The sequence below is a fragment of the Paracoccus albus genome (assembly GCF_027913035.1).
GTDB classification, from domain to species: Bacteria; Pseudomonadota; Alphaproteobacteria; order Rhodobacterales; family Rhodobacteraceae; genus Paracoccus; species Paracoccus albus.
Genome location: NZ_CP115775.1, coordinates 2,403,998 through 2,426,708 on the forward strand (window position 1 = coordinate 2,403,998; position 22,711 = coordinate 2,426,708).

A 22,711-nucleotide genomic window follows, 5' to 3' on the forward strand; every position below is an offset into this window, starting at 1 on the left:
AACCGAACTTCGGAGGGTTTCTGGCGTTATCGAGTGCAATTTGAGCAATCGAAAGGATACGCCATGAATTGGGATGTCGTCGAAGGCAAATGGGACCAGTTGAAGGGCTCTGTTAAGGAAAAATGGGGCGACCTGACTGATGACGAACTGACGCAAGCCGGAGGCAAGAAAGACAAGCTCTCGGGCAAGCTTCAGGAGAAGTACGGCTGGACCAAAGAAGAAGCAGATAACGAACTGGACAACTTCTTCCGCGACAAGAGCTGATCGGAACAAAATTCCGACAAAAAGAAAGGACGCCGTTAAGGCGTCCTTTTTCTTTTTCCTTAAAGCAGCCGCGGCTGTGCCTTTCGGCACAGCCGCCACGCAACCAAGTTAACTCACTACACAATGTGAATGTAGCAAACATCGGTGGGGGAGAGCACTAGCAAATTTAGCTCGAACCTGTCTTTTTCGTTAGCTTTAGACAAAAAATTACGTGAACAGACGCCAATTGCCCAATATTTTGAACGCCGTTCAAGTTGCTGGCCATCTGCCGAACGAATCACCCTCCAACACCGGCAAGCAACTTAAACGTTTGCGCAGGGCGAAAATCGCATACGATTGCCCTTAACATTTGCGCCGCTGCCGCAATATTCTTTTGCGAAACTTGTCGACCAGCACCAGACCTTACGTAAGGTCACCTATTACCGGCTTTGAGCACGCCAGATCCCTTCCGGTTCGCCCAGTTGAAACCTTGCTAGTTTTTGGAAGCGACCATCGCGCCGCTCGCCCACGATACAGATTGACTGGATCGGAAAAGGCACGGGTATCACCCCTAATAGCGGCCTCAATACCGCTTCGACCCGCTCCAGTTCCTCGTCTGTCAAGGCCCCTGTCAATGTCATATGAAATCTGAATTCATCCCCTACATAAGGGTAGCCCCACCGATCCAGATAATCCGTTTGAAGTTTCGACAAACCTTCCGGCCTGCGGCGGGCACGCTCGGCCTGTGTCATCGGTGCGCGCAGGTGATCCAACTTCTCAACCAGCGAAAACGCCAGATCGTGCAATGGAACATTATTCCTCTCAGGCGTCAGTGCGAGGAATGAGCCTATTCTGGTAAGCCTCAGCGATTCCAGCATAACTGGCTGCAAATTCACCGCCGTTGCGGCCGCCGTTTCGCGAAGGTCTTGCTGCGTCACACCATCCGCCAGGCGGAACGGGGCCTTAAGGGTCGCATGAAAGCCATATTTCCGGGGCGTCGCGGTGACCGCAGCAAGATCGATCTCTGGATGGAATGGCTGCGCAACCTCGCGGCCGGCGGCAATATCCCATCCGAGCCACTCGGCACCAAAGCGCGCAAATGCACCTTCGGGCGGGGTGTAATAGATGGCGTATCTGCTGTATTCGGACATGCCGACAGACCTTTGGATATGATGATGCAAGAAACCGTTCTGGCCAATGCGACGCTGATCCTGCCCGATCAATTGACGAAAGGCCATGTCGTCATCCGCGAGGGGCTGATCGCCGAAATCGGGGAAGGTGGTGCACCACCATCAGCGATTGACTGCGACGGCGATTTCATCGCTCCCGGCCTGATCGAACTGCATACCGACAATCTGGAGCGCCACATCCAGCCACGCCCGGGCGTGAACTGGCCTCATGCAGCTGCAATCTATGCCCATGACGCCGAGCTTGCCGGCTGCGGGATCACATCCGTTTTCGATGCGATGCGCGTTGGATCAATCCCGGATCGCAAGGATTACGCACCTTATGCCCGCCAGTTGGCGTCCGAGCTTTTGACGCAAAGGGACAACAACGCCCTGCGGATCAGCCATTTTCTACACCTGCGGGCCGAAGTCTGCTCGGAGAGTTTGCTGGACGAAATGGCAGAGTTTACCGAAGCGGACAGGGTCGGCCTTGTCAGCTTGATGGACCATACCCCCGGACAGCGCCAGTTTCGCGACACCACCGCCCTGGAAACTTATCTGCGCGGCAAGGTTCAGATGACGGATCGCGAGATCGGTGAATATTTTGACGAGCTTTGGGATATATCAGCACGAAACCGGACCAAGCACGAGGCAGGCATTGTCGGTTTCGCGCAAAGGGTTGGCGCCGTCCTTGCCAGCCATGATGATTCCACGGTCGAAGAGGTCGCCCGTTCGGCAACCCATGGCATCCGTTTGGCAGAGTTCCCGACCACCCTCGCCGCTGCGCAGGCCTGTGCGAAAAACGGTATACGAACGATCATGGGCGCGCCGAACCTGATCCGCGGCGGCTCTCACTCCGGCAATGTGTCGGCGCGCGATTTGGCAGAGGCTGATTTGCTGGACATTGTCAGCTCTGACTATGTGCCATCCGCGCTTCTGTCAGCGGTCGCCATGCTGGCGGAAATCTGGCACGATTGGCCCAAGGCGGTGGCCTGCGTGACGCGGACCCCGGCTATGGCGGTTGGCCTTGCGGATCGCGGATGCCTACAGGCCGGTTTACGGGCCGATCTTATCCGGTTCCGTATGGTCGATCGGACCCCGGCCCTGCGCGAAACTTGGGTGCGCGGCATCCGGGTCGCCTGAGCCACAGGGCATAGTTTTTGCGCCGCAACACTGGACGCGGATCAGGTTCGCTGCGAATCTTGATAGTGTATATGACCGACGGCAGCGCCGCCGGAACTTTCAAAGGTATTTGACAATGACCGGCTTCCTCATGCTCGCCACGATATTCCTTCTGGCGGGAATTATCTCTGTTCCGCTTGCCACGCGCTTCGGCCTTGGATCGGTGCTTGGCTATCTTGTGGCCGGTATCGTCATTTCACCGCTGCTTGGTCTGCTGCATGTCGACGTCGTATCAATACAGCATTTCGCAGAGTTCGGCGTCGTCATGATGCTTTTCCTCGTCGGGCTGGAGCTGGAACCGAGGATGCTGTGGCAAATGCGCGGCAAGTTGCTGGGACTGGGCGGATTGCAGGTCGGCGTCACCACGCTGCTCGTAGCGGCGGTTGGAATAGCGATGGGTCTTTACTGGACCATAGCACTGGCGCTCGGCATGGTTTTCGCATTGTCATCGACCGCTATCGTTCTGCAAACGCTTGGCGAAAAGGGGCTGATGAGATCGGATGGCGGGCAGGCCTCTTTCTCTGTCCTGTTGTTTCAGGACATCGCCGTCATTCCGATGCTGGCCTTTATCCCCCTGCTGGCAATGCCCGGTCTGATGGATCCTGCGCCGGTCGCAGAACATGCAGGCGAAGCCAGCCATCAGACCCTCAGTCTGGTCGAGGGCCGTCCGGGCTGGCAGGTCGCCCTTATCACGCTGGCGGCTATCGCCGCCGTTATCGCCGCCGGAATATACCTGACACGCCCCGTTTTCCGCTATGTCGCCCTCGCCAATCTGCGAGAGATATTTGTCGCAACCGCATTGGCTTTCGTGGTCGGTATTGCGCTTCTGATGTCGGTCGTCGGACTTTCGCCCGCCTTGGGCACATTCCTCGCCGGTGTGGTGCTGGCAGGCAGCGAATACCGGCACGAGCTTGAATCCGACATCGACCCGTTCCGGGGTCTGTTGCTGGGGCTTTTCTTCATGACCGTCGGGGCCAGTATTGATTTCGGGTTGCTGCTGGAAAACGCGTTCATGGTGATCGGGCTGACGGTTGGCCTGATGATCCTGAAGGCGTCGGTGCTTTACGTTCTTGGCTGGGCATTCGGCGTAACCGGCAGCAACCGCTGCCTGTTTGCGCTTGCTCTGGCGCAGGCGGGTGAATTCGGCTTCGTGCTGCTGTCGTTCACTGTCGCAAGCGATGTCATACCGCAAAGCGTCGCCGATATCGCGCTGCTGATCGTGGCACTTTCCATGCTGCTGACGCCCGGTTTGTTCATCCTGTATGATCGCGTCATTCAGCCGATGTTCGTCGACAACCAGCAGCGAGAGGCGGATCGCATATCGGAACCCGGCAAGATCATCGTGCTGGGTCATGGCCGTTTCGGCGGCATCGTGGCGCGCATGATGCGCGCCCTGGGCAAGCAGATCGTGGTCGTCGATTTCTCGTCCAAGCAGCTGGAAATGCTGCGTGCCTTCGGCGTGCAGGCCTATTTTGGTGATGCAACGCGACCCGATCTGCTTCATGCGACGGGCATTGAAGATGCAAAGGTGCTTGTGGTGGCGATTGACCACAAGGATCAGGCGACCGAGATCGTACACTACGTCCGTCAGAACTATCCCGATGTGCATATCGTCGCGCGGGCCTTCGACCGTATGCATGTATATGAGCTTTATCAGGCGGGTGCGCATGACATTATCCGCGAAACCTTCGACAGCTCGCTTCGCGCAGCACGCTCTGTGCTGGAGGCACTCGGCCTGACGCGACCCGAGGCGGAACAAATCACAGACGGTTTCGCTGCCGCAGATCAGGTGCATATGCGCAGGCTGGCCGAAAAATGGCGTCCCGGCATCACAGCGCATGAAGATCAGGAGTTTGTCCAGAACGCGCAGGCCGCAACCGAAGAACTTGAGGCAGAGGTCCGCGCCATCGGCGTCAGGGTCAGGGAGGCGCGGGAAGCGTCGGGCCAGACTGCTCCGATCAAGGATCATCCTGTCGATGCGGCGCCGCAGTCTCATACGGGCGACCCGACGACTTCAACAAGCTGATCGAACCACCCACAGATCGCCGCAGCACCATGAGATTACCGGCCGCAAGAAAAAAGAGACGGCCGGGATCTGCCCGTCCCGCGCCGTCCAAGTCGATACATATCGGCAGGCCTGTTTAGCCCGACCGTTACTCGTTACAGCAGAAGTGGCTGATGGTTGACATTATGTCGTCTTGCCAGCGTTCGGCCATGACTGCCGTTGACAAAAATCCGTGCCGGTTCGAAGGGCTCGCCGCCCTCGAAAATCTCCGGGAAAATCTGCTGAAGTTCGGTAAGCGCAGCCTCGCCCAGCCCGTTAATGGCCTCTTGCCCGGTATAAAGGCTCTCTACACTTGCATCGTTCGCGTAAATTATCTCATGACGCGCAAAGAGGATGTGGAAATATTCGGCCTCATCGACATCCCAGGCGATCTCGATACCGGCGACCTGAATAAGATGCTTTGCAGCGACCAGTATTTCGTCCGCACCGAACATACGTCGTGTGATCTTGGAACGAACAAGAACGCGATGCTGCTGGCTGACCAACAGATCGGTCTTGGGAAGATCGTTACCCAATGCGCCCGCCTTGATCCGCACAGGGCGCAGATTAGGTTGCGTCGTCAAACGCTCGGGACCGATCCGCGCCGAGATGATCATCAAGATCGGCTGCGGACCGTTATCAGCCGTCATGACGAGATCACCCGTCTTCAATGTCTCAACGGGTTTGGCGCCGTCCGGCGTCCGGATCATCGTGCCACGCACGAAGCATGGCGGCGTCAGCTTGCCCGGAAGGAATGGATCAAAATTGCCCTTCCCGCCTTTGTAACCACCATCAATAGTCTCAGCCGTAATTGGTTCAAGTGAGATAATGACCGCCTTTTTAGACGATTCAATACCGCTTCCGTCAACCGCGAGGCCAACCGAAGCGGAATCCGGCGTCGATGGGTTGCCGTCCTCGTCAATCTGATCCGTCCCGAGATAACCTGAATTATCTGGAAATTGGTATGTACCGTCATAGCGCGCCATTGCCTCGCGCAACTCATCTGCATCCACCAACTTATCCCCGCCGGGCTCGTCGATTATATATATATCGTATTGGTCCTGCTCTGTTGACGGTAAAGCATCCCATTCAGATTGTTCACCGAACCAAACGAGTACTTCTGTCGAAGTTCCTTGCACGGTCCAAGGATCATTTCCGTGTGCACGAGTAACATCCGTAAGATACCAGGTAACTTCTTGAGCCATTTCTTATCCCTCACCAGACGACCGCAATGGTAATCATTTCCGGTCAATCGCATAGATAGCTCCGCCAAATGGCCCGAAATGATTCGCGCCAAAATCTTGATACTGATCATAAACATTTATCACATTTAACATTAGTTATATATTTTTAATCTTCTAATGTTAACCACTATTTAACATGCCTAATAGAAGCTGATCGAATCCGATGATCTAGACTATTTTTATATGATTTATACTCTCATGGCTGATTTTCATATTTTCGTCGCGCTATCGCCACCAAATCGTCATCCTTTCGCGCAATGCATGCCGGGTCCTAAACCATCAAGGTGAACCCATGCTCTGCCGCTTGACGCTGACATCATCTCTGGCCATCGCAGCCGCCCTTCCGGCCCTTGCCGAACCGACCTTCAACCGCATTTCCAGCTTTGCCACCGCCGCCAATATGGCCGAGGGCGAAAACCGCGCGCGCGAAACTTCGGCCGAGATCATGGCGGTGACGGAAGACGGCAATCAGCTGATCTATTCCGACAGCCCGCTTGGTGTGATCGGCATGGTTGATATCACCGATCCAAAGATGCCGAAGCCGCTTGGCAACATCGCAGTGGATGGTGAGCCGACGACAGCGGTTGTCGCGGGAGACATGGCTTTTGTTGGCGTCAACACCTCGGAATCATTCACCGAACCTTCCGGCACGCTGCGCAGCGTCGATCTGACAACGAAGGAAGTGGTGGCAAGCTGCGATCTCGGCGGTCAGCCCGACAGCGTTGCCATCTCTGCCTCGGGCGAAATGATCGCCGTCGCCATCGAGAACGAGCGGGATGAAGACATCAACGACGCCGCACTGCCCCAGATGCCCGCCGGCTTCGTCGTGCGCCTGCCAGTCGTCGACGGTGCGGTCGATTGCGAAGCGAAGCAGGTGGTAGAGCTGACCGGCCTTGCAGATGTCGCGCCCGAGGATCCGGAGCCTGAATTCCTGTCCTTCAACGAGGCCGGCGAACTTGTCGTGACCTTGCAGGAAAACAACCACCTTGTCGTTATCGGTGCCGATGGCAACGTCAGCGCCGATTTCAGCGCCGGAAGCGTCGATCTTGAAGGCGTTGATATAGAAGATGACGGAAAAATCGATCCAAGCGCCAATCTGACCGCCGTCCCGAGAGAGCCGGATGCCGTGGCCTGGATCGACGCGGATCATTTCGTCACCGCCAACGAAGGCGACTGGAACGGCGGCAGCCGCGGCTTCACCATCTGGAACAAGGATGGCAGCGTCGTCTACGACAGCGGCACGCTGATCGACGACGAACTCATGCGGATCGGCCACTATCCGGACAAACGCTCGGACAACAAAGGTGGCGAGCCGGAGGCCGTCATCACCGCTCAATATGGCGAGCAGCCGCTGATCTTCGTCGCATCGGAACGTGGAAGCGTCGTCTTCGTCTTCGACGCCAGCAATCCGGCGGAACCCACGCTTCTTCAGGCGCTGCCGTCGGGCATCGGTCCCGAAGGGCTCGTCGCCATACCAGAGCGGAACCTGTTCGCAACCGCCAACGAGACCGATCTGGGTGAGGACGGTGCCGCCCGCGCCCATGTCATGATCTATGAGCGCACCGAAGACGCCGCCAGCTATCCCACGCTCGTTGCAGGCGAAGGCGTTGTGGGCTGGGGCGCCCTGTCTGGCCTGACGCTGGACCCGGCGAGCCCGTCCACGCTCTACGCCGTCAGCGACAGCGCTTATGGTGCGGCATCGGCAATTTACACGATCGACACAACCACGACCCCCGCGACGATCACCGCCAAAACGGTTGTAACCCGCGACGGCGCTCCGGCTGAGAAGCTGGACCTTGAGGGCATCACCACCGATGGCGAAGGCGGCTTCTGGCTGGCATCGGAAGGCAACACTGAAAAAGAGACCCCGCATGCCGTCCTGCATGTCGATGCGTCGGGCGCGATCACGCAGGAAATTGGCCTGCCAGAATCGCTTGCAGCAAACGAGAAGCGCTTTGGCTTCGAAGGTGTCGCACTGTCCGACGGCAAGCTGTGGCTGGCCGTACAGCGCGAATGGGGCGACGACCCCGAGGGCCAGGTCAAGCTTCTGCAGCTTGATCCGGCGACAGAGGAATGGGCCGCCGTCCGCTATCCGCTGGAAAGCGGTGAGGGTTGGGTTGGCCTGTCAGAACTGGCTCTTAACGGCGACCACCTTTACCTGATCGAACGCGACAACCAGATCGGAGAGGCGGCGAAGCTTAAGGCCGTCACTCGTGTCGCGCTCAGCGAACTGACACCTGCCGCACTGGATGCGGAACTGCCGCTCGTCAGCAAGGAAACCGTCCGCGATCTGATCCCCGATCTGCAGCAGTGGAACGGTTACGTCCAGGACAAGGTCGAGGGCATGGCCATCGCCGAAGACGGCACCGTCTGGATGGTTTCCGACAATGACGGCGTCGACGACGCATCCGGCGAGACCTACTTCTGGTCCTTCAAGCTGGACTGATCAGCACACGAAGCTCAGACGCAACTCAACGCAGACGCGCGCCCATGAAAAGGCGCGCGTTTCTCATTTCCTGCTTCTGCGAAAGTACCATTGGGCCGGCCAACCCGATGCGGCGAAACCTCGGTCATACCGTCAGATCACTCCAGACCTTCGACCAGGGAACGGACCGCATCATTCGCAGGTCGTTCGCTCAGCACCTCTGGCTGATCGAACTGGGCGATGCGACCGTGATCCATAACGGCGATGCGATCTGCAAGCGCCCATGCCTCGCCCCGGTCATGTGTCACCATGATCGCCGCTACACCCGCCTTGCGCTGCAACTCGCGGACAGAACCGCGCAGCGAATGGCGCACCTGCGTATCCAACGCGCTGAAGGGTTCATCCATCAGCAGCAGGCGCGGACGGATCGCGAGCGCACGTGCCATCGCAACCCGCTGCCGCTGCCCGCCTGACAGCTGCGCGGGATAGCGGTCAGCCAGATCAGGCAGCCCGACCATCTCCAGCAGATCGTCGACCCGCGCGGCGATTTCCTTTGCCGACGGACGCGCAGCGCCTTGCATGACCTTCAGGCCAAAGCCGATATTCTGGGCGACGGTCATATGACGAAACAGCGCATAGTTCTGGAAAACCATGCCGAAATGGCGCTTGCCCGCTGGCAATGTCGTAATGTCCTGCCCATCCATGATCAGACGCCCCTGATCTGCATGGGCAAGCCCGGCAATGATGTTCAAAAGCGTTGTCTTGCCCGAACCAGAAGGTCCCAGCAGCGCCACGAACTCACCCGCGCCGACGCTCAGCGAAACCCCTTTCAGGATTTCGGTATCACCAATCGACTTGTGAATGTCCTGAACCTCAAGTGTCATGGCTGACCTCTCTTGCCGGGCCGAAACGGTTCAGCACACCGCGTATGATCAGCGTGACAAATGCCAAGGCTGTCAGGACAGTGGCGGCCGCAAAGGCACCGGTCGCATTATAATCGTTGTAAAGAAGCTCGATCTGAAGGGGCAGCGTCATCGTCCGCCCGCGTATCGCGCCAGAAACCACACTGACGGCACCGAACTCTCCCATCGCGCGGGCCATTGTCAGCATGGTGCCATAGGCCAGACCCCATGAGATATTCGGCATCACGACATGGCGGAATATCTGCCAGCCATTCGCGCCCAATGTCAGCGCCGCCTTTTCCTCATCCTCGCCGCTGACCTGCAAGACCGGCAGAATCTCACGGACAACGAAGGGGCAGGTAATGAACAGCGAAACCAGCACGATGCCGATCAGATTGAACATCAGCTGGATTCCATAGGGTTCCAGGAACGCGCCAACCGGGCCATATGCGCCGTAAACCAGCAGAAAACACAGACCGACCACGATAGGTGACATCGCAAAGGGCACCTCGATCAGGATCAGAAGCGCTCGCCTGCCCCAAAAGCGGTACCGCGCGACCAGCCAGGCGGCGGCAACCCCGAATACGATATTGACCGGCACGACGATCAGCGCCGCAATCACCGTCAACCGTATGGCGGCCAGCGTTTCCGGGTCCATGATAGCTGCCGCATAAGCGCCGATCCCGTCGGCGAAGGCCCGGTGGAAAATGGCGATGACCGGCAGCACGACCATGATGGCCAGAAATGCCAACGCCAATGCGATCAGAAGGCTGCGCAACATCGCTCAGACCTCCGTTCGCAAATAGGATTGCAGACGGTTCTGCATGAAGTTGATCAGCACCAGCAGCACCAGCGAAAGCCCCAGCAATGTGCCCGCAATGGCCGCGGCCGCCGGATAGTCGAACTCATCCAGCCGTATCAGGATCAGCAGAGAGGCAATCTCTGTCTCATAGGGCATGTTCCCGGCGATAAAGATCACCGCGCCGAACTCTCCCAGTGAGCGCACGAAGGACAACCCCACCCCGGTCAGGATCGAGGGCAGCATCGGACGCAGAAACACGTGCAGGAACAGTTGCGGACGGCTGGCCCCAAGGGTCAGCGCCGCAGACTCTTCATCCCGGTCCAGCTCTTCAATCGCGGGCTGTATGGCCCGCACGGCAAAAGGGATAGAGGTAAAGGTCATCGCAATCACGATGCCCCACCATGTATAGGCGACCTGAAGGCCCATGCTGTCCAGCAGCCCGCCCAGCCAACCGGATTTGTCGTACAGCGCGACAAGCGCGATACCAGCAACAGCCGTCGGCAGGGCAAAGGGCAGGTCGACAAGCGCATCCGCGATACCGCGACCCGGAAAGCGATACCGCGTCAGGACCCACGCAATGATGACACCGAACACCCCATTCAGCGCCGTCGCGACGGCAGCTGCCGTGATCGTCACACGCAGCGCGGTCAGAACCCGCTCTGACCCCATCACGCGCACGTAGTCACCCGGACCAAGCTGGGCCAGTTGCCACAAAAGCCCGCTGATCGGCAAAAGCACGATCAGGCACAGAAACAGCAGCGTGATCCCCATGGACAGGGAAAACCCCGGCAGGATACGTGGCTCTCGGCGTGCGATACTGGCCATCGGGCGGCGTCCTTGAAAAACGATGTTCCCGCAAGCCGATGCCTGCGGGAACAAATTTGTTCATCAGCGCTAGATCAGTTCCGGAACACCTTGTCGAGCGTGCCGCCATCGCTGAAGTGGGTTTCGTTGGCTTCTTCCCATCCCCCGAATACATCTTCAACCGTCACCAGACGGACTTCCGGGAATTGCTCTGCGGTGGCCTCGACAACCTCTTCATTATGAACGCGGTTGTTGAATGATGCGATGATCTCCTGCGCTTCCTTGCTGTACAGGAAGTTCAGATAGGCTTCAGCCACATCTGTCGTCCCGCGCTCATCCGCGACCTTGCGGACCAGGGCGACGGGAAACTCGGCCAGCAGCGACATGGACGGCACGACACGTTCATAAGCGCCTTCATCCTCTGCCGTGCGGATGTTTTCCACCTCGGCCTCGAAGGTGATCAGCACATCACCGATCTCGCGCTCGACAAAGCTGGTGGTGGCACCACGCCCGCCCGTGTCGAACACAGCCACATTGCCCAGAACCTTGCCGACAAATTCCCGCGCCTGTGCGTCATCGCCGTCGAACTTATCCAGTGCATAGGCATAGGCCGCCAGATAGGTATAGCGCGCATTGCCGCTGGTTTTCGGGTTCGGGAAGACGATGGAAACATCTTCACGCGCCAGATCGTCCCAATCCTCGATGCCCTTCGGGTTGCCGCCACGAACAAGGAAGGCGGGCAGAGAGTAATAGGGCGAGGCGTTGTTCGGCAGGTCCTGCTGCCAGTCCTCATCGACGAATCCGTTATCGGCCAGGATCTGCACATCCAGCACCTGGTTGAACGTCACCATATCCGCCTTCAGCCCCTGAAGGATGGCCCGCGCCTGTTTGGACGAACCGGCATGACTTTGTTCGATGGTCAGGCTCTCACCGTTATCGGCCTGCCACTTCTCAGCAAAGGCCGGGCTGAGTTCGGCATAAAGCTCTCGCGCGATGTCGTATGAGACGTTAAGAAGCTCGCGATCCTGAGCATTGGCGCCTCCGACCATACCGGCAAAGGCGATGGCCGCGACACCGATGCTGCGGCTCACACGACGAGGGATTCCGAAATTAGACATTGCTGAGTCCTTAAAAGCGGCACTGTTTGGCCGTAATTGGTGATATTTTCCGCAAAATTGCAAGAATGCAGACCAATTTAGGGACACATTATCTGTCTAAAAAGAAGGAAGAGAACAATATCCCAATCAACGCGCCTGCGCCTCAACGAATTCCACACCGTCGAACGCAGCCGAATTGCAGCCAAGCGACAGCCGCCGCCCGCGGCAAAGCTGCGATCCGCTAAATCATATTCATGAAAGGATTTTAACCTGCGAAAGGTCTGGTAGCGGAGGAGGGACTTGAACCCCCGACACAAGGATTATGATTCCTCTGCTCTAACCAACTGAGCTACTCCGCCCCGATTACCTCGTGGGGTGGAGGCGATGTAAGGGAGGGCACGGGAGGCGTCAAGCCGATTCTGATGGTTTCTTCACGACGATGAACCCGGCGCCCTTCACGCGGGATTAACCCGACGTATCTCCGGGAACGAGATCAGGGCCGAAGGCGTGATCATCGCCACATCTCCCATCGTCTCCAAGCATTCTGTGGCCGTATTCGCATTGGGGACAGCCCATAATTCTTCCAGTTCTCCAGCAGCCGGTCACGAAGCTCTGGTCAAGGCGCGCAGACGCACCGCCTGTCCAAGCGTCACGCCAAATCTCTCTGCCGCCTCGAATGGCAGTTCGGAAGTGTGACATGCCCTATCGCCGAACAGGACCGGAGACTATATTCGGCACCATAGACCCGAAACGGCGCGTCTCATCGAAAGCTCCACCAGCGTTGAAGCCCCTATCGCAATGGCCTTGCTCACGTGAACCTATGGCAACAGCCGCCCCAACTGCTCGCCTAAGTGATCGCATGACCAGGCAGCACGGCGACTGCTTCCGGGGCTCAACCTCTGGCCTTCACCACCTGCACCAGCGGCATCACGTCGGACATATCCGGCCCATGCGCCTGCCCGGTCACGGCCTTGCGCAGCGGCATGTACAGGCCCTTGCCCTTACGGCCCGTCGCCTCTTTCACGGCAGAGGTCCACTCGCCCCATGTCGCGTCCGTATAAGGCGGTGGCGGCAGCAGCTTCATCGCCTCGGCAATGAACTCGCGGTCTTCCTCGGCGATGTCGGGCTCCGCCCCCTTGCTGAAGATGTCCCACCACTCGGCCAGATCGTCCAGCTTGGTGATGTTCTGGCTGGCCACGCGCCAGAAGCGTTCGGCCTGCTCATCCGGCACGCCCAGCCCGGCAATCCGGTCCTTCACCGCGTCGAAGGGCAGCGACTGGTTCTGATGGCGCGTCAGCGGCCACAGGTCTTCGGCGTCGAATTTCGTGGGCGAGGCCCCGAAATGCGACAGATCGAAGCTTTCCGCGATTTCTTCGAGGCTCAGCAGTTCCACCGGCTGCGACGATCCCAGACGCGACATCATCGACACAAGCGCCTCTGGCGCCACACCCGCATCGCGCAGATCCTTGATCGCCAGCGAGCCAAGACGCTTCGACAGTTCCTCACCCTGAGGGCCGGTCAGCAGGCTGTGATGCGCGAAATTCGGCACCTTCCCGCCAAGCGCCTGAATAATCTGGATCTGCGTCGCCGTATTCGTCACATGGTCCGAACCGCGCACGATATCGGTGACACCCATATCGCTGTCGTCCACCGATGATGCGAAGGTATACAGCACCGTCCCATCCGTGCGGATCAGAACCGGATCGCTGACCGAAGCCGCGTCGATGGAAATATCGCCCAGAATGCCGTCATTCCACTCGATCCGCTCATGGTCCAGCTTGAAACGCCAATAGGCCTCGCGCCCTTCGGCCCGCAGCCTGGCCTTGTCATCATCCGACAGCGACAGCCCGGCGCGGTCATAGACCGGGGGCTTGCCCATGTTCAGTTGCTTCTTGCGCTTCAGGTCCAGTTCGGTCGGGGTCTCGAAGACCTCATACAGCTTGCCATCGGCGCGAAGCTGTTCCTTCGCTTCTTCATAGCGGTCCAGCCGTTTCGACTGCTGTTCGATCCGCGACCATTCGATGCCGAGCCATTCCAGATCGCGCTTGATGCCATCCATATATTCCTGCTTTGAGCGTTCCACATCGGTATCGTCAAAGCGCAGGATAAACGTGCCGCCAGCCTTGCGGGCGATCAGATAGTTGAACAGCGCCGCGCGCAGGTTGCCGACATGGATATGCCCCGTGGGCGAGGGCGCAAAACGGGTGGTGGTCATGGCTATCTTCCTCTGGACCCGGATGCTCTTTCATATAAGGCCGATATTGTCCATATCAGGGGCAAAGGGGACATGAGAATGACCGACTGGACAGACGCAACCGCGCCCACCAGAGCAGAGATCGAGGCGATTGCCCGCAACGTGATCGACACCCTGCCCCCGGCCTTTGCCCCTCACGCCAGGGACATCGTTCTGCGGGTCGAGGATTTCGCCGACGATGCCATGATGGACGAACTGGAAATAGATGACCCGCTGGAGCTGACCGGCATCTATGACGGCGTGCCCATCACCGAGAAATCGCCCAGCCACCCCCAGCATTTCCCCGATACGATCTGGCTGTTCCGCCGCGCGATGATCGACGAATGGGCCGAACGCGGCGATGTCGCCTTTGGCGAATTGGTCACGCATGTCACCGTTCATGAACTCGCCCATCATTTCGGTTGGTCGGACGATGACATCGCCAGGATCGACAGGTGGTGGGAATGACACAGGCACCCATTCTGACGGTCACGCTGAACCCGGCTCTGGATCTGTCCACCGGCGCGGATCATGTCGAGCCCGACCGCAAGCTGCGCTGCGATGCGCCCGTTACCGATCCCGGCGGCGGCGGCATCAATGTCAGCCGTGCGATCAAGATCATGGGCGGCGACACCACCGCCTTTGTGGCGCTTGGCGGCACGGTCGGCACGCGTATGGCACAGATGCTGACCGATGCCGGTATCAGCTGGAGAGAGATGCGCAGTCCGGGTGAGACGCGCCAATCGCTTGCCGTCACGGATCGCGGCAGCGGGCTGCAATACCGCTTTGTCATGCCCGGCCCGGAATGGGGCCGGCATGATGTGGAAACATCGCTTCGCCAGATCGCCGAGGCCGCGCAGCCCGGCGGTCTGGTGGTTCTGTCCGGCTCCAACCCGCCAGGCGTTCCCGATGACTATGCCGCGCAGCTTGCCGGTGGGCTTTACGATATTGACGCGGGTCTGATCGTTGACACATCGGGCAAGGCCCTGCGCGCCGTCGCCGATGGCGGTCACAATTTCGCGCTTCTGCGCATGGACCGCGAAGAGGCAGAGGGGCTTGCAGGCCATCCCCTGCCCGAACGCGCGGATACTGCGCGCTTCGCCACCTCACTGGTGCAGGTGGGCGCGGCAAAAGCCGTCATCGTCGCTCGCGGCAGCGACGGCAACATCATCGCGGACGCGACCGGCGCATGGCACGCCGAGGCTGCGAAGGTAGAGATCATCAGCAAGGTCGGCGCGGGCGACAGCTTCCTTGCCGGCTTTACCCTTGGTCACGCCCGCGGCCTGCCCATCCATGACGCGCTTGGCCTTGGCGCTGCGATGGCATCGGCCACCTGCATGACGCCAGCGACGGAACTCTGCCGGCGGGTGGATGTTGACCGCCTGTTCGACGCCCGCATCCTGACAAGGCTATGACCGCCCGGCACCAGCCCCGCTCGACCCGCGCATTCCTCGCCGATACCACGGCGCTGATCCTGTTCTTTACGACCACCGGCATCATCAACGAACGCTTCATCGCCGGGATGAGCTGGCCCGAGGTCGCGCAAGCCCGCCTGCTGGGCGCCGCGCTGATGCTGCCCGTCGCGCGCCCCTATGGCATCTGGCGCGACTGGCTGATGCAGCGCGCCGGACCGGGGCGCATATCTCGACTTTTCTGGGACAGCCTCGCCCTCGTCAGCTTTCAGGTCCCGATCTACGCCACCATCATCTGGATCAGCGGCGCATCAGGTGCAGGCTTCTGGCGCGGCGTTCTGGGTGCCGCCGTCATGATGCTGGCGCTTGGGCGGCCCTATGGCGCATTCCTGAACTGGATACGCGGCCTGTTCGGCCTGCCTCCCGGCGGCGAAAAGCCGATGAGCCTGAACAGCTAACCCGTCGCGCGCCTGTGATCCTCCGTGCCGGAACCCGCGCCCTTAACCAGCGTTCGCCCTGATATTCCAGCGAGCAAAGGCGAGCTATTCATGACATTTGACAAAGACGATCACCACGACGACCACGGCCTTGGTTTCAGCCACGACCTGCCACGCATGATAGGCCGCAGACGCCTGCTGGGCGTCATGGGCGGGCTCGGCGTTGCCGCCGCCGCAAGCCCCGCCTCTGCGCTCGAATGCGTTGCCCTTTCATGGGAAACGCAGGGGCCATTCCCCGCCGATGGCAGCAATTCGCGCGAGGGACAGGTGCTCAACGTGCTGACGCAGGAAGGCGTCATCCGGCAGGACCTGCGCACATCCTTCGGTGACTATTCCGGCACAGCCGACGGCCCCCAGCTTGACCTGGAACTGACGCTGGTCGGTGCCGACGGCTGCACCCCATTGGCCGGTCACGCGATATATCTGTGGCATTGCGACGTGGCGGGGGAATATTCGCTCTACAATGTCACCGATCAGAACTTCCTGCGCGGGGTCGGCGTCTCGGATGAGAGCGGTCTCGTGAAATTCACCACAGTCTTCCCCGGCTGTTACTCCGGTCGCTGGCCGCACCTGCATTTCGAAATCTTCGAAAATGCCGAGGCTGCCGTCGCAGGCGAAGCCTCTGTCCTGACGTCACAAATCGCGCTTCCGCTGGAAGTCTGCCAGCCGCTATACGCCAATGACGCGCGTTTCACCGGCAGCACGGAAAACCTCAGCCGCCTGACGCTGCAAAGCGACAATATCTTCGGCGACAACAGCGAGGCAGAGGTTGCCCAGCAAACCCTGGCGATGTCCGGGGATGCAGATGCGGGCTTTCATGGCACCCTGACCATCCCGGTCGATTTCAACGCCGATCGCAGCGTCAGCATGGGCCCCGGCGGCCCCGGTGGCCCGCCGCCGGAAGGGATGCCGCCGGGCGGTGCGCCGCCGCCGTCGAACTGAAGACAGCCCCCGGCCCGACCATCCGTCAGGCCGGGGCCTGGTGCCCACGGGCTCAGCCCGCTTCCTTCAGCAATGCCTCTGCCGCCAGCTTGCCAAGCGCATTCCCGGCCAAAGGGCTGTCGCCGGTCAGCAGCTTCCGGTCCTGATGAACCTGGCCCGAGATGTCGTCATTCACGATCTCGAATCCCATCCCCTTCAACTGCTCACCAAATTTCCAGGTCAGGTGACCGGGCATATAGCCCATATCGGGTGTCTGCGCGTCCAGCGAGTCCGGGAAGGCACAGATCTTGTAGCCGTCATACAGACCACTGCCTTTCGCTGCCAGAAATGCCGCCGGGCCGTGACACAGCGAAATGACATGCTTGTCGTTGCCTGCAGCCCACTCAAGCACGGCCTTCACATCCTCGCTTTCCGGCAGTCCGATCAGCGCCCCATGTCCGCCCGGAATGAAAACGCCGATATAATCGGAATCCGGCCCAAGCGCGTCCGCGACGACGTCGGACAACTTCAGCGGCTGTTTGAACTGATCGGCATATCTGCGGAAGAAGCCCTTGACCTCTTCATCCTCTGACGGCATCGCCCAGTGCTCGAACTTCACCGGGTTTCCCGACACGGTTGCGATGTCGAAGCCAAAGCCCGCCTTGTCCATGTGATACATCGGCAGCAGGGTTTCCACCGGGTGGTTGCCGGTCGAGAACATCGTGCCATTATCCGTCAGCAGATACCGTTCATCCGCCCCGATCACGAGGATTTTCCAGCGCCCCCCGCCATACGGGTTATCGTAATTGGCACCGTCGAGATCCGATTTGGGTGCGGTAAACTCACCTAACGAATACGCCGATGGGAAGAATGCGTTGTCCTCTGCCGGGTCCGGCTGTGGTTTCTTGCTGGCTTGTTCGGAACTGGCCATAACAGCCTCCTTGATTGGGGATGTTCCGAAAAACTTTGGAAGTCGCGGGACAGTTCCCGCCCGATTGCCACGCGGGCTGGTTTCGTGGCATCCCTTTGCGATCTGAAAACAACAGGCAGGCATCGCCATGCGCGCCCTCATCCAACGCGTTATCGACGCTTCGGTCACCGTCGATGACTGCATCACGGGTCAAATCGGCCCCGGGCTTCTGATCCTCGTCTGCGCCATGCAGGGCGATGAAGAGGCATCGGCCGAAAAACTGGCGGCGAGGATAGGCAAGCTGCGCATCTTCCGCGACGATGCCGGCAAGATGAACCGCTCGCTTCTGGACACCGGGGGGAAGGCACTTGTCGTCAGCCAGTTCACCCTTGCCGCCGACACGCGCTCCGGCAACCGCCCCGGCTTTTCCGCCGCCGCCCCGCCCGATCAGGGTCGGGCGCTTTATGAGCATTTCGCGCATTCGCTCCGCGATCTTGGCATCACCGTCGCGACAGGAGAGTTCGGCGCCGATATGCAGGTCGCCCTGACAAATAGCGGCCCGGTGACGATCTGGATGGATACGGCAGACCGGGGGTAAGGCCGGCCGGAAATTGTATATACAGGTTATATACGGGATATAGACGCGAAGTTTACGCATTATATACGCCCGGTTCCGGGCTTCACCCGGCTTGACTTTCCGCGCCGGCTCCCCCATCTGACTGCCAACCCCGGGCCCGCGTGCTGCCGCGTGTGCAGCCAGTCGCGGTCGGGCATTCGCTGGTTCCCACCTACACGCAGGGGCACCGTCGGGCCGCCGTATCATGGCCCGCACCCCTATGCGGCAGATGCCGCCATGCCGTGCCCGATACGGGTGCGCGGCTTATATAAGTGAACGATATGAATAACGAGAAACGTCGCCCGCGTCGCGGGCAGAAGCCGCGCCCCAATCCGCAGCGCGCTCCGCGCGAGGCGCAGGTGAATGCACGCCGCGCCCCGGCAAGAGATCCAGTCCCTACTGGCCCGTTCGCCGATATGGGCATTGATGCACGCATCAATGCGAACCTCGCCCCGATGGGTCTGAGCCAGCCGACGCCGGTCCAAGCGCAGGCTATACCGCACATCGTCAAAGGCACCGATCTTCTGGGTCTTGCCCAGACAGGAACGGGCAAGACGGCGGCATTCTCGCTGCCGATGCTGACCCGTATCCTTGCACATGGCCGCAGGCCCGACCCCCGTTCGTGCCGCGCCCTTATCCTTGCGCCAACGCGCGAATTGGCAACCCAAATCGCCACCTCTGTTGAAGGGTTTGCCGAAGGCACCCCGATCCGCGCCTTTCGCGTCGTAGGAGGAGCATCGATAAACGTGCAAATTCAAAGGCTTGAACGCGGCGTTGACGTCCTGATCGCGACGCCGGGTCGCCTTATCGACCTGCTGGACCGGCAGGCCGTAGACCTATCCAAAACCGAATATCTGGTCCTGGACGAGGCCGACCAGATGCTGGATATCGGCTTTATCCACGCCCTGCGCCGCATCGCCCGAGCTTTGCCGAAAACCCGGCAAACGCTGCTGTTTTCGGCCACCATGCCGAAGCTGATGGAAGAACTGGCCGACACCTATCTGACCGACGCAGTCCGCGTTCAGGTCAACCCGCCCGGACAGGCCGCTGAGAAGATTGATCAGGGTGTTCATTTCGTCAATCAAGGCGATAAGGCTGCGCTATTGGCCGAATATATGTCCAAACATCCGGGTGAGCTGGCAATCGTCTTTGGCCGCACCAAATACGGCTCGGAAAAGCTGGCTAAGCTGCTGGACAAATGGGGCTTCTCGGTCGCTGCGATCCACGGCAACAAGTCGCAGGGCCAGCGTGAGCGGGCCTTGGCGGCGTTCCGCGAAGGCAAGACGCAGGTGCTGGTTGCAACCGATGTCGCAGCCCGTGGGCTGGATATTCCGCAGGTCGCGCATGTCTATAACTTCGACCTGCCAAACGTGCCGGAAAACTATGTCCACCGCATCGGCCGGACCGCACGCGCAGGTCGCGATGGTCGTGCAGTCGCCTTCTGTGCGCCCGGTGAGATCGGCGAGCTTCGCGATATCGAAAAGACGATGAAGGCGAAGATCCCGGTCATTGGCGGCGAAGCCCCGCCAGAACAGAAACCGGCCCCCCGCAATCGCGGTCGTGGGCGCGGTCAGGGCGCGCCTCGTTCGGGCGGGGAAGCCGCGCCGAAACGCAGACCGGCGCGGCGTCCATCGCGCCGCCCGAAATCTCAGCAGAACGGCTGAACAAGGAACCCCGCGAAGCGCCAGCCTCGCGGGGTTTTTCGCGTCTATAGCCGACTTCCGAACGTCAACTTGCCCAGATCCGCAACCTGGGCAGGGTCGCCGCCGCGACCGACCACGCCAACACCCCGCAAAGCGCAATCGCCGGCACCATCGTGGCGCTCGTATTGTCCATGAAGGGCGCCACAATCGCGATCATCGCGCCGCCCGTCAGCATTTGCAGCGTGCCACCGATTGACGAGGCCAGACCGGCGATATCCGGATGTGGATCCAGCGACATCACCATCGTCGTCGGCATGACCAGGCCGAGGCAGGCATTGGCCATGAACAGCCCGGCAATCACCACAGGCAACGCGTCAAAACCGGCCCAGATTATCATTGTCAGCAGCAACGCCATTGCGGTGAACCCAGTGATGGCGAGCGAGATCACCCGCTCCATCCCATATGACGCGGCCAGACGTCCGGCGAATTGCGATGCCGTGAAAAACCCGATCGCGTTGACCGCGAAGGCAAGCGAAAACCCGGTTTCGGTCAAACCATATTGGCTGGTATAGACAAAGCTGGCCGTCGACAGGAATACAAAGAAGCTGGACATGCCGAAGCCGCCGATCATGGTCAGCCCCATGAACCTGCGGTCGGTCAGCAATCGCTTCGCGCCGCTTAACATCTGTTCGATACGCACCTTACGGCGTCTGGCCGGATCCAGCGTTTCGGGCAGCACAAAAACGATCAGGGACAGGCTGATCACCGCGGCGACGGCGAGCACGGCAAAGATTTCCCGCCAGCCGCCCCATTGCATCACCAGCGAGCCAGTAAGCGGCGCCAGCATGGGTGAGATCGAGATCACAATCATGATCGCGGCCATCATCTTTGCAGCTTCCGGCCCGGTCGCCATGTCGCGGATCACGGCGCGAGGCACCACCATCAGCGTTGCGGCACCAAGGCCCTGCAAGCCACGGGCCGCGATAAGCCAGCCCATGCTGGGTGCGCGCGACGCCAAAACGGTGGCGACGATGAAGATGACAACCCCGATGATCATGGGCCGCTTGCGCCCGATTGCGTCCGCCATCGGGCCGTAAATCATCTGGGCAATGCCAAAGACGATGAAATAGGATGTCAGCGTATTCGCGGCGGCAGCCTCGGACGTGCCAAGATCACGCGCGACCTCTGGCAGGGCGGGCAGATACATGTCAATCGCGAAAGGACCAACGGCGGAAAGAAGGCCCAGCACAAGAGCCATGCGGAACAAAGGATCACGCATCGGATAACCTGAATTTTTGCAATGAGAGAGGTGGCGCAGAATCACGCCAAGGGGAAAACCGCCGCCACCGTGCCTGTTCTTTGCCAGCAAACGGCTCATTTCGCAATCGAAAATCTCGCGCAGAATGACGTTTCGCTCTCTTGATCGACGGAATACTCGGGGCTAATGGGCGGCATGGCAAAGCTTTACTTCCACTATTCGACCATGAACGCGGGCAAAAGCACATTGCTGCTTCAGGCCTCGTATAACTATCGCGAACGCGGGATGGAGACGCTGCTTTTGATTGCTTCGCTCGATGACCGGGCAGGCAATGGCGTGATCGGATCGCGCATCGGGATAGAGGCGGAGGCGACCTGTTTCGGACCCTCCGAAGATCTGTTCGCCCTGGTCCAGTCCGATCGGCGCGTGTTGTCCTGCGTATTCGTGGATGAGGCACAATTCCTGTCAGCCGATCAGGTCTGGCAGCTTGCCCGCGTCGCCGATGACCTTGGCATTCCCGTTATGGCCTACGGTCTGCGCGTCGATTTCAGGGGAGAGCTTTTCCCCGGTTCAGCCGCACTGCTGGCACTGGCAGATGATCTGCGAGAGGTCCGGACGATCTGTCATTGCGGCCGCAAGGCCACGATGGTGATCCGGCGCGGACCGGACGGCAGGGCCCTGACAGATGGCGATCAGGTGCTGGTCGGGGGCAACGAAACCTATGTTTCGCTGTGCCGCCGCCATTGGCGGGAAGCAGTTGGCGCTACTTGAACATGCCGGGACGGCTTGAAATGCCGTGATCCAGCCAGATCCGCATCGTTGCGAGCATGTAGCTCCAGCCCATCACGTTGCCATAGGCGAACTTCAGCCCTTCCGGCGTGGCCGTCCACCCCGTTTCGCTGACCTCCACCCGCGTCCGACCGGGCTCGATTTCGGCAAAGGTGAAGGTCACACGGTTTGTTCCTTCGCCCGATGGGTGCCCCCAGTCGATCACGATTCGCTCTGCCTCCACCGCTTCGGCGACCTGAACATCGAAGGGACCGGGGAAATCGGCAAACTCCCATGTCGCTGTCGTGCCGGTTGTCAGCCTGCCTTTTGCGCCAGCCGTCGTGAAATGCTGCGATAGCTTGGTCGGATCTGCCACCGCCTCATACACACGCGCGGGGGGATGATCGAAAATGCAGAAAATGGTAAAATCCATATCATCAGCAGAAATGGACATCTGACGCTCCTTCATGCTCACAACCTCACGATAGCTTGGTGCCGCGCGTTGCGACAAGCGGCGTCATGCGGTAATCCTGTTGTCAAAACA

21 protein-coding genes and 1 tRNA gene are annotated in these 22,711 nt (G+C 59.8%); 11 read left to right on the top strand and 11 right to left on the bottom strand.

Annotated elements, in window-relative coordinates; all coding sequences use genetic code 11:
* The first annotated feature begins 63 nt into the window (after positions 1-63).
* Positions 64-264: a CsbD family protein gene (locus PAF20_RS12050; RefSeq protein ID WP_271070876.1), complete on the top strand. Its 201-nt coding sequence runs from the start codon at positions 64-66 to the stop codon at positions 262-264.
* Positions 265-683: 419 nt separating this feature from the next.
* Here PAF20_RS12050 and PAF20_RS12055 read toward each other — a convergent pair whose 3' ends face one another.
* Positions 684-1,394 (bottom strand): DUF1045 domain-containing protein, encoded by a 711-nt coding sequence (locus PAF20_RS12055; RefSeq protein WP_271070877.1) that lies wholly within the window; start codon positions 1,392-1,394, stop codon positions 684-686.
* A 21-nt stretch (positions 1,395-1,415) separates the two neighbouring features.
* Here PAF20_RS12055 and PAF20_RS12060 point away from each other — a divergent pair, with 21 nt between their 5' ends.
* Both PAF20_RS12060 and PAF20_RS12065 read left to right on the top strand, forming a co-directional pair.
* The gene (locus PAF20_RS12060; protein WP_271073323.1) at positions 1,416-2,552 is read left to right on the top strand and encodes an alpha-D-ribose 1-methylphosphonate 5-triphosphate diphosphatase; all 1,137 of its coding nucleotides are present in this window, start codon (positions 1,416-1,418) and stop codon (positions 2,550-2,552) included.
* Positions 2,553-2,667: 115 nt separating this feature from the next.
* A complete protein-coding gene (locus PAF20_RS12065; protein WP_271070878.1) occupies positions 2,668-4,617 on the top strand; it encodes a cation:proton antiporter domain-containing protein in 1,950 nt (649 codons plus the stop codon).
* A 134-nt stretch (positions 4,618-4,751) separates the two neighbouring features.
* On the opposite strand, the gene PAF20_RS12070 is transcribed toward PAF20_RS12065, so the two are convergent.
* Positions 4,752-5,840, bottom strand: coding sequence for a Hint domain-containing protein (locus PAF20_RS12070; protein ID WP_271070879.1), 1,089 nt, complete (start codon positions 5,838-5,840; stop codon positions 4,752-4,754).
* Between the two features lie 331 nt (positions 5,841-6,171).
* On the opposite strand from PAF20_RS12070, the gene PAF20_RS12075 reads away from it, so the two are divergent.
* On the top strand, positions 6,172-8,325 hold the full coding sequence (locus PAF20_RS12075) for an esterase-like activity of phytase family protein (protein ID WP_271070880.1): 2,154 nt from the start codon (positions 6,172-6,174) through the stop codon (positions 8,323-8,325).
* A 137-nt stretch (positions 8,326-8,462) separates the two neighbouring features.
* Here PAF20_RS12075 and PAF20_RS12080 read toward each other — a convergent pair whose 3' ends face one another.
* The 6 genes from PAF20_RS12080 to gltX form a co-directional block, all read right to left on the bottom strand.
* A complete protein-coding gene (locus PAF20_RS12080) occupies positions 8,463-9,188 on the bottom strand; it encodes an ABC transporter ATP-binding protein (protein WP_271070881.1) in 726 nt (241 codons plus the stop codon).
* Positions 9,178-9,987, bottom strand: coding sequence for a sulfate ABC transporter permease subunit CysW (gene cysW, locus PAF20_RS12085; protein ID WP_271070882.1), 810 nt, complete (start codon positions 9,985-9,987; stop codon positions 9,178-9,180). The genes PAF20_RS12080 and cysW overlap by 11 nt, the downstream gene beginning before the upstream one ends.
* 3 nt (positions 9,988-9,990) lie before the next feature.
* On the bottom strand, positions 9,991-10,833 hold the full coding sequence (cysT, locus tag PAF20_RS12090) for a sulfate ABC transporter permease subunit CysT (protein ID WP_271070883.1): 843 nt from the start codon (positions 10,831-10,833) through the stop codon (positions 9,991-9,993).
* A 74-nt stretch (positions 10,834-10,907) separates the two neighbouring features.
* Entirely contained in the window at positions 10,908-11,930 is a 1,023-nt protein-coding gene (gene cysP, locus PAF20_RS12095) for a thiosulfate ABC transporter substrate-binding protein CysP (protein WP_271070884.1), read from the bottom strand.
* 261 nt (positions 11,931-12,191) lie between these two features.
* A tRNA-Met gene (locus PAF20_RS12100) sits at positions 12,192-12,268 on the bottom strand.
* A gap of 533 nt (positions 12,269-12,801) precedes the next feature.
* Positions 12,802-14,124: a glutamate--tRNA ligase gene (gene gltX, locus PAF20_RS12105; RefSeq protein ID WP_271070885.1), complete on the bottom strand. Its 1,323-nt coding sequence runs from the start codon at positions 14,122-14,124 to the stop codon at positions 12,802-12,804.
* Between the two features lie 78 nt (positions 14,125-14,202).
* Here gltX and PAF20_RS12110 point away from each other — a divergent pair, with 78 nt between their 5' ends.
* The 4 genes from PAF20_RS12110 (at position 14,203) to PAF20_RS12125 (ending at position 16,993) form a co-directional block, all read left to right on the top strand.
* Positions 14,203-14,610, top strand: a complete 408-nt coding sequence (locus PAF20_RS12110; RefSeq protein ID WP_271070886.1) for a metallopeptidase family protein — start codon at positions 14,203-14,205, stop codon at positions 14,608-14,610.
* Complete coding sequence (locus PAF20_RS12115) at positions 14,607-15,557, top strand: 1-phosphofructokinase family hexose kinase (protein ID WP_271070887.1); 951 nt, start codon at positions 14,607-14,609, stop codon at positions 15,555-15,557. The genes PAF20_RS12110 and PAF20_RS12115 overlap by 4 nt, the downstream gene beginning before the upstream one ends.
* Positions 15,554-16,012 carry an L-alanine exporter AlaE gene (gene alaE / locus PAF20_RS12120; protein ID WP_271070888.1) on the top strand — a complete coding sequence of 153 codons (459 nt, stop codon included), beginning with the start codon at positions 15,554-15,556 and terminating at the stop codon, positions 16,010-16,012. Before PAF20_RS12115 ends, alaE begins: the two co-directional genes overlap by 4 nt.
* A 90-nt stretch (positions 16,013-16,102) precedes the next feature.
* Positions 16,103-16,993, top strand: a complete 891-nt coding sequence (locus PAF20_RS12125; protein ID WP_271070889.1) for a dioxygenase family protein — start codon at positions 16,103-16,105, stop codon at positions 16,991-16,993.
* Positions 16,994-17,045: 52 nt separating this feature from the next.
* On the opposite strand, the gene hchA is transcribed toward PAF20_RS12125, so the two are convergent.
* The gene (hchA, locus tag PAF20_RS12130; RefSeq protein WP_271070890.1) at positions 17,046-17,903 is read right to left on the bottom strand and encodes a glyoxalase III HchA; all 858 of its coding nucleotides are present in this window, start codon (positions 17,901-17,903) and stop codon (positions 17,046-17,048) included.
* 127 nt (positions 17,904-18,030) lie between these two features.
* Between hchA and dtd the strand changes: the two genes are divergently transcribed.
* Positions 18,031-18,480 (top strand): D-aminoacyl-tRNA deacylase, encoded by a 450-nt coding sequence (gene dtd / locus PAF20_RS12135; protein ID WP_271070891.1) that lies wholly within the window; start codon positions 18,031-18,033, stop codon positions 18,478-18,480.
* A gap of 299 nt (positions 18,481-18,779) precedes the next feature.
* Complete coding sequence (locus tag PAF20_RS12140) at positions 18,780-20,162, top strand: DEAD/DEAH box helicase (RefSeq protein ID WP_434802920.1); 1,383 nt, start codon at positions 18,780-18,782, stop codon at positions 20,160-20,162.
* A 64-nt stretch (positions 20,163-20,226) separates the two neighbouring features.
* Here the strand turns inward: PAF20_RS12140 and PAF20_RS12145 are convergent, their stop codons facing one another.
* Positions 20,227-21,420: a multidrug effflux MFS transporter gene (locus PAF20_RS12145; protein ID WP_271070892.1), complete on the bottom strand. Its 1,194-nt coding sequence runs from the start codon at positions 21,418-21,420 to the stop codon at positions 20,227-20,229.
* 174 nt (positions 21,421-21,594) lie between these two features.
* On the opposite strand from PAF20_RS12145, the gene PAF20_RS12150 reads away from it, so the two are divergent.
* Positions 21,595-22,170, top strand: a complete 576-nt coding sequence (locus tag PAF20_RS12150) for a thymidine kinase (RefSeq protein ID WP_271070893.1) — start codon at positions 21,595-21,597, stop codon at positions 22,168-22,170.
* Here PAF20_RS12150 and PAF20_RS12155 read toward each other — a convergent pair.
* Entirely contained in the window at positions 22,163-22,621 is a 459-nt protein-coding gene (locus PAF20_RS12155; RefSeq protein ID WP_271070894.1) for an SRPBCC domain-containing protein, read from the bottom strand. The two genes, PAF20_RS12150 and PAF20_RS12155, sit on opposite strands and share 8 nt — an antisense overlap.
* Positions 22,622-22,711 lie beyond the last annotated feature (90 nt).